The 203-nt window shown below is 69.5% G+C and carries 1 protein-coding gene; it reads right to left on the minus strand.

The genetic code is table 11. The features are described from left to right. Nucleotides 1–29: 29 nt before the first annotated feature. Nucleotides 30–203: terminase TerL endonuclease subunit (locus DSD19_RS21285; protein WP_371412657.1), on the minus strand; the 174-nt coding region annotated here is incomplete at its 5' end.

Below are 203 nucleotides of genomic sequence, written 5' to 3' on the forward strand. Positions count from 1 at the left end.
CCGGCCGCGCGTGAGGAAAGGAAGTCCGATCATACCGTTGCCACGTCCCGTGCCTTGCGTTTGCCCGCCTCGGCCTCGGCGCGGCCGAGCGCCATGATCGCGGCCACCGCCGGATCGATCCGCCCCTTCGAGCGCGCCTTGTTGGGCTTGATGTTCTCGGCCGCATCCTCGTCGCGATGCACATTGCCCACCGCCCAGGCCAG

The sequence above is a fragment of the Rhodovulum sp. BSW8 genome, assembly GCF_003314725.1.
GTDB classification, from domain to species: domain Bacteria; phylum Pseudomonadota; class Alphaproteobacteria; order Rhodobacterales; family Rhodobacteraceae; genus Rhodovulum; species Rhodovulum visakhapatnamense.